The organism is Mycobacterium sp. E2497 (genome assembly GCF_001668695.1).
In the GTDB taxonomy this organism is placed as follows: domain Bacteria; phylum Actinomycetota; class Actinomycetes; order Mycobacteriales; family Mycobacteriaceae; genus Mycobacterium.
Genome location: NZ_LZKD01000270.1, coordinates 1 through 6038, shown reverse-complemented (window position 1 = coordinate 6038; position 6038 = coordinate 1). Strand labels below are relative to the sequence as shown.

The following is a 6038-nucleotide window of genomic DNA, read 5'->3' as shown; positions in this document are numbered from 1 at the left end:
CCGCGCGCTGGGACCACAGCAAGTCGACGGCCGGGGAGCGGGTGGCCTCCATCGGCACCGGCGCCAGCGCGATCCAGTACGTGCCGGCGATCGCCCCGAACACCGCGCACCTGACCGTGTTTCAGCGGACGCCGATCTGGATCGCGCCCCGGTTCGACTTCCCGTTCACCCCCGAGCAGCACGAGCTGTTCGAACGCGACCCGGCCGCGGCGCGCAAGCTGCGCGACGAGGCCTTCGCCGCCTACGAGTCGGCCAGCTTCGACATCGACGACGCCCAGACCCGGGAGGCGACCGAGCTGGCCCGCAGCTACCTCATGCGCAAGGTCGCCGACCCGCAGCTGCGGGCCAAGCTGACGCCGGACTACCCGGCCGGCTGTAAGCGGCCGCTGATGTCACGCGACTGGTACCCCACGTTCGCGCTGCCCAACGTCTCCCTGGAGACGACCCCGATCGCCGAGCTGACCGAGCGCGGGGTGCGCACCGCCGACGGCGTCGAGCACCGCGTCGACACCATCGTCTACGGCACCGGGTTCACCGCCGCCGACTACCTGGCCAGCATCGACGTGTACGGAACCGGCGGCCGTCGTCTCGCCGACGTCTGGAGCGACGGCGCCGAGGCCTACCTGGGCACGCTGGTGGCCGGCTACCCGAACTTCTTCACGCTGTACGGCCCCAACACGAACGGCGTCAACTCGATCATCTACATCCACGAGGCGCAGACGACGTTCGTCCGCCACATCCTCGACGTCATGAACCGCCGCGCCGCGCGCACCGTCGAGGTGGCACCCGACGCGCAGCGCCGCTACAACGACGAGATCCAGGCCGCCATGGCGGGCAAGGTGTGGGTGGCGTGCGACAACTACTTTCGGCATCCCAGCGGGAAGGTCGTCACCCAACTGCCTTACAGCGGGCGGACCTTCTTCGAGCGCACCCGCGAGCTGGTCGACGCCGACTACCGCTGGGGCGGGTGACCCCCCCGACCCGCGAGGTGATCTGCATCGGCGATCGCGACCGCTTGACCCGCGCCGCGGCCCGCACCGGTGCGCTCATCGCCATATCGAGTTTTTGCTGAGCCCTGGCCGCTGCCCGCTTCGACAGCTTCGTTGCCTGCACAGCGACACCCTAGCTACTGCACCCAGTAGTTGTCGTGGCGGACGAACCACTCCCGGCGCTCGTCGTCGGTCATGTCGGCCAGCGCAGCGAAGCCTTCGAAGTAGGCCTCCCGCGGGGCGCCCGGGGCGAACAGCATCAGGATCGACGCCGGCTCGTCGGCCCCGTTGCGGAAGCCGTGGACGCCGCCGGGCGGCACGTAGAGGAAGTCGCCCTGCCGGCCGTCGGCCCACTGGGTGCCGTCGTAGAGCTTCATCGTTCCGGACAGCACGAAGAACGCCTCGGACATCGCCCGGTGAAAGTGCGGCCCCGGCCCGCCGCCGCCCGCGGGGATGTCGACCCGGTACAGCCCGTAGTCGCCGTCGGTGTCGCGCTGGTTGGCCAGGTAGTGGTACTTGACGCCCCCGGTTTCATAGTCGGATGACGAGTCGGCCCGCTTGAGCCAGGCGCTGACCTCGGGCTGGTCGGCGGTGTAGCGGGGCGGGGGATACGGCGGCACGACGAGGGACATGCGCCCAGCCTGCCAGTTAGCATCGCCGGTGTGCAGGGGGCGGACGAACAGACGCGGGTGGAACGGCTGCTGGACGCGCAGGCCGGGGCCGAGCGGTTGTTCGACGAGATCGAGCGGCGCGCCATGATCCGCCCCGGCATCTCCGAGCGGCAGCTGTCCGACGAGATCAACCACCTGGCCGCGCGAATGTTGGGGGTGACCCGGCACTGGCATCGGCGGATCGTGCGGGCCGGCGAGAACACGCTGCAACCCTTCAATGAGCGCCCGCCGGACCGGGTGGTCGCCGACGGCGACGTCGTCTTCCTCGACCTGGGGCCCATCTTCGCCGAGTGGGAGGCGGACTTCGGCCGCACCTTCGTGCTCGGCGACGACCCGGACAAGACGGCGCTTCGCGACGCGCTGCCCCGGGTGTGGCAGGCCGGCCGCGAGTACTTCGACCGGCGCCCCGACGTCACCGGCGCCGAGCTGTACGACTTTGTCGTCGGCGTGGCGCACTCCGAGGGATTCGAGTTCGCCAGCTCGATCGCCGGTCACCTGGTCGGGGAGTTCCCGCACCGCAAGAGCGCCGGGCCCGGCGTCCAGTGGTACATCGCGCCGGGGTCGGACAAGCCGATGCGGCGCACGGACCCGGCCGGCCGCATCTGCCACTGGATCCTGGAGATCCACCTGGCCGACCGGGCCCGCGGCTTCGGCGGTTTCTACGAGCAGCTGCTCGACCTGCCCTAGTGCCGACCGCAAGCGCGGCGCATGTGCCGGGCGCAGCGGGTCGGCACCATTGGCTCAGTCGGTGGGATAGACCACCCCGGTGAGCTGCTCGGAGACCTCCCAGAGCCGCCGCTGCAGCGCGGCGTCGTGGGACTTCTCGCTCGACCCCACCAGCTTGGGATAGCCGCGCACCTCGCCGAACCCGTCCGGGCCGTAGTACTGGCCGCCGAGCACGCCCGGGTCGGTCGCGGCCCGCAGCGTCGGAAGGGCGCCCATGGCCGCGTCCTGAGCGATCACCGAGAAGAACACGTTGACGAGCGGCCGCAATGCCGTGGGCGTGTAGCGGCCCAGCTCGGTGTTCGACCCGCCGGGGTGGGCGGCGGCGGCAATCGTCGTGCCGTGGGGGGCGAGCTTGCGCTGCAGTTCGTAGGTGAACAGCAGGTTGGCCAGCTTGGCCTGCCCGTAGGCCGCCACCCGGTTGTAGGAGCGCTCCCATTGCAGGTCGTCGAAGTGGATGTCGGCGAGAATGCGGTGGCCCATGCTGCTCACCGTCACGACCCGCGAACCGGCGACCGGCAGCAGCCGCTCCAGCAGCAGGCCGGTGAGCGCGAAGTGGCCCAGGTGGTTGGTGCCGAACTGCATCTCGAAGCCGTCTTTGGTGGTTTCCTTTGGCGTGTACATGACGCCGGCGTTGTTGATCAGCAGGTCGATGCGGTCGTAGTCGGCCTTGAGCTGTTGGGCCGCGGCGCGGACGGAGTCCAGCGACGTCAGGTCGAGTTCCTGGAGTGCGACGTCGGCGTGCGGGCTCTTGGCGGCGATCCGGGCGGCGGCGTCCTTGCCCTTGTCCAGGTTGCGCACCGCCAGCACGACGCGGGCGCCGTGGTCGGCCAGCGCGGCGGCGGTCTCGTAGCCGAGGCCGGTGTTGGCCCCGGTGATGACGGCGACGCGTCCGGTCTGGTCGGGGATGTCCGCTGCGGTCCATTTGGCCATGGAAGCTCCTTCAACTTGTAGACTAAGCGGGGCGGGCGCTCCGGTTGATTCCGACTATACGGAACGCACGCTCCGCTTTGTCAACCGATGGGTGGTAAACACTTGGCGCAACCCGCACGGCCGTTGCGCGCCGACGCGGCACGCAATCGTGCCCGCGTGCTGGACGTGGCCTACGAAACCTTCGCGGCCGAGGGCCTGTCCGTGCCGATCGACGAGATCGCGCGGCGCGCGGGGGTCGGGGCCGGCACCGTCTACCGGCACTTCCCGACCAAGGAGGCGCTGTTCACCGCGGTCATCGCGGACCGGATGCAGCGGATGGTCGACGACGGGCGCGCCCTGTTGGAGTCCGAGGGGCCGGGGGAGGCGCTCTTCGTCTTCCTGCGCTCGCTGGTGCTGCAGTGGGGGGCGGCGGACCGCGGCCTGGTGGACGCACTGGCCGGGTACGGAATCGACATCGCCTGCGCCGCGCCCGAGGCGGAGGACGCCTTCAAGGCCATGCTCGGCGAGCTGCTGCGCGCCGCGCAGGAAGCCGGCACCGCGCGGCGGGACGTCGACATGGGCGACGTGAAGGCGATCCTCGTCGGGTGCCAGGCGATGCAGGCCTACGACCCGGTGTTGGCCGAGCGGGCGACCGGCGTCGTCATCGATGGTTTACGTCCGCTCCGACAGGGTCACATCCATCCCCCGGACGCGTCGAGCGTCGCGCCCGTGATGTAGGAGGCATCCGCACACAGCAGGAAGGCCACGACGGAAGCGATTTCGTCCGGTGCGGCCAACCTGCCGAGCGCGTTGAGGGATTGCAGCAGGGCTTGAAAAGGCACCTCGGCCAGTGCCGGGGGTATGTAGTCGCCGGCAAATTCGGCCGCCATGTCGGTCGCGGTTCCGCCCGGGGCGATGGCGTTGATGGCGATCCCGCGCGCGGCGAGTTCCGGCGCGAGGTTCAGCACCATCGCAGATACCGCCGCCTTGCTGGCCGCATACAGGGTGTGGCGTGCGACGGCGACGCGCGCGCTCACCGACGAGGTCAGCACGATCCGGCCGCCGGTCGGCATCCGAGCAACCGCCGCTTGGGTGACGAACAGCTGGCCGGCGACGTTGATCCGGAACACCCGGTCGAAGTCGGCCAGGGTGAGGGATTCCAGTGCGCCGAAGTGCTCGACGCCGGCGTTGCTGGCAAGCAGGTCGATCCCGCCGAAGGCGGCGTTGACGCGCTCCACCAGATCGCTGGTCTGGGCGGGATCGCTGACGTCGGCACGAAACGCCGCCGCCTGATGTCCGGCCGCACGGAGCTCGTCCACCAGGGCGTCGGCCGACTTCTCATCCGACGCGTAGTTGACCGCCACCGCCGCGCCTTCGGCGGCCAGCCGTCGCACGATCGCCGCGCCGATGCCCCGGCTTCCGCCGGTGACCAGCGCCCGCTTACCGGCAAGGGTGTTCACCGGCGGTCAGCCCCTGATCGTGGCGAAGTAGGTGGGCACCGTGGTGGTGTCGTCGAGGGCGGCGACGGCACCGACGTAGCCGTCCGGGCGTATCACTACCCGCCCACCGCCCGTGAGCCCAACCCGTTGTGCCACAACGCTGTTCGGGTCGGCGATCACGGCGTCGTAGCCGGCGACGGACGCCTCGTCGCCGGTCACCAGCACCTGGACCTGGCCGTCGCCACCGGCGGGCGGGGCCACCTGCTCGGGGGCGATGGTGACCACGGTGTGCCCCGGGTTCTGGCTACCGCTCACGACGCTCAGCTGCTTTTGCACGGCCACGTCGGACACGTGCGGAAAATATTGGCCGGCAACTACTTTCGCATGCGCTGGAGGTTTCCCCACGGCGATCGGGCTGTCCTGGTAGCCGATGGTGACCTCTTCCATCAAGTTGGCCATGGCTCGCCGGGCCGCCGGGATGTGCGACGCCGTTTCGATCACCACGTCGCGGATCCGGCCGGCCACCCCGGACATCGTGGCGAGCCTGGTGAGCCGGTCGGTGAACGTGATGACGTGCTGGGCGACCGGGAGGCGCTCGGCCTCGTAGCTGTTGAGCAGCGTGTCACCGCCTTCGCCGTTGACCGCCGCGGCCAGCTTCCAGCCCAGGTTGAACGCGTCCTGCATGCCGGTGTTCATGCCCTGTCCGGCGGCAGGGCTGTGGATGTGAGCGGCGTCGCCGGCCAGGAACGCCCGGCCCCAGCGGTACGCGGGAACCCTCGCGTGGTGTATCTCGAAACCGGTCAGCCAATGTGAGCGCACCAACCGGATGTCGCCGATCCGCTGATCGAGTATCTGCTGCAGTTCCTGCTGGCTCGGATTCCGGTTGACCGGGGTACCTGGTGCGTCGCGCACCGGGGCGAGGAATCGGATCCGCCCGTCGCGCATCGGCAGCACCACCACGGGACCGTCGGGGTGGAAGAAGGTGTACCAGGAGTCCACATCCAGCGTGTGCTCGGCGTCGACGTCACCCATCACGACATGTGTCCCGGTGAAGGAACCGGCGAGCTTCGTGCCCACCAGGCGCCGCACCGTGCTGTGCGCTCCACCGGATCCGACGACCCAGGAGGCGCTGAGCTGTTCGACCGGGCCGTCGGAGCGCCGCAGGGTGAGGTGCACGGCGTCGGCGTCCTGGGTCAGTGCCACCAGCTCGACGTTGCGCTCGACGGTGACGCCGAGCGATTGCAGGTGCTCGCCCAGCACGCGTTCGGTCTCGGTCTGCGCCGTGACCAAACAGAACGGGAACG

General features: G+C 69.9%; 7 protein-coding genes. 3 read left to right on the top strand and 4 right to left on the bottom strand.

The window, feature by feature from the left end:
- Positions 1–971 (top strand): NAD(P)/FAD-dependent oxidoreductase (locus tag A5713_RS28850; protein ID WP_068099047.1); only part of this gene is annotated, 971 nt, incomplete at its 5' end.
- Positions 972–1126: 155 nt separating this feature from the next.
- Here the strand turns inward: A5713_RS28850 and A5713_RS25405 are convergent.
- On the bottom strand, positions 1127–1621 hold the full coding sequence (locus A5713_RS25405) for a cupin domain-containing protein (protein ID WP_068099046.1): 495 nt from the start codon (positions 1619–1621) through the stop codon (positions 1127–1129).
- A 30-nt stretch (positions 1622–1651) separates the two neighbouring features.
- On the opposite strand from A5713_RS25405, the gene A5713_RS25400 reads away from it, so the two are divergent.
- Positions 1652–2347: a M24 family metallopeptidase gene (locus tag A5713_RS25400; RefSeq protein ID WP_068099045.1), complete on the top strand. Its 696-nt coding sequence runs from the start codon at positions 1652–1654 to the stop codon at positions 2345–2347.
- Between the two features lie 54 nt (positions 2348–2401).
- Here the strand turns inward: A5713_RS25400 and A5713_RS25395 are convergent, their stop codons facing one another.
- Positions 2402–3316: an SDR family NAD(P)-dependent oxidoreductase gene (locus A5713_RS25395; RefSeq protein WP_068099044.1), complete on the bottom strand. Its 915-nt coding sequence runs from the start codon at positions 3314–3316 to the stop codon at positions 2402–2404.
- 102 nt (positions 3317–3418) lie between these two features.
- On the opposite strand from A5713_RS25395, the gene A5713_RS25390 reads away from it, so the two are divergent.
- Positions 3419–4033, top strand: coding sequence for a TetR/AcrR family transcriptional regulator (locus tag A5713_RS25390; protein WP_231980681.1), 615 nt, complete (start codon positions 3419–3421; stop codon positions 4031–4033).
- Here A5713_RS25390 and A5713_RS25385 read toward each other — a convergent pair.
- Entirely contained in the window at positions 3988–4755 is a 768-nt protein-coding gene (locus A5713_RS25385; protein WP_068099042.1) for an SDR family NAD(P)-dependent oxidoreductase, read from the bottom strand. The two genes, A5713_RS25390 and A5713_RS25385, sit on opposite strands and share 46 nt — an antisense overlap.
- A 6-nt stretch (positions 4756–4761) precedes the next feature.
- Positions 4762–6038 (bottom strand): FAD-dependent monooxygenase (locus A5713_RS25380; RefSeq protein WP_068099041.1); only part of this gene is annotated, 1277 nt, incomplete at its 5' end.

Bases quoted from the DNA above. Each gene is read 5' to 3' on its own strand.
- A5713_RS25405 (WP_068099046.1), bottom strand. From the start codon at position 1,621: ATGTCCCTCGTCGTGCCGCCGTATCCCCCGCCCCGCTACACCGCCGAC.
- A5713_RS25395 (WP_068099044.1), bottom strand. From the start codon at position 3,316: ATGGCCAAATGGACCGCAGCGGACATCCCCGACCAGACCGGACGCGTC.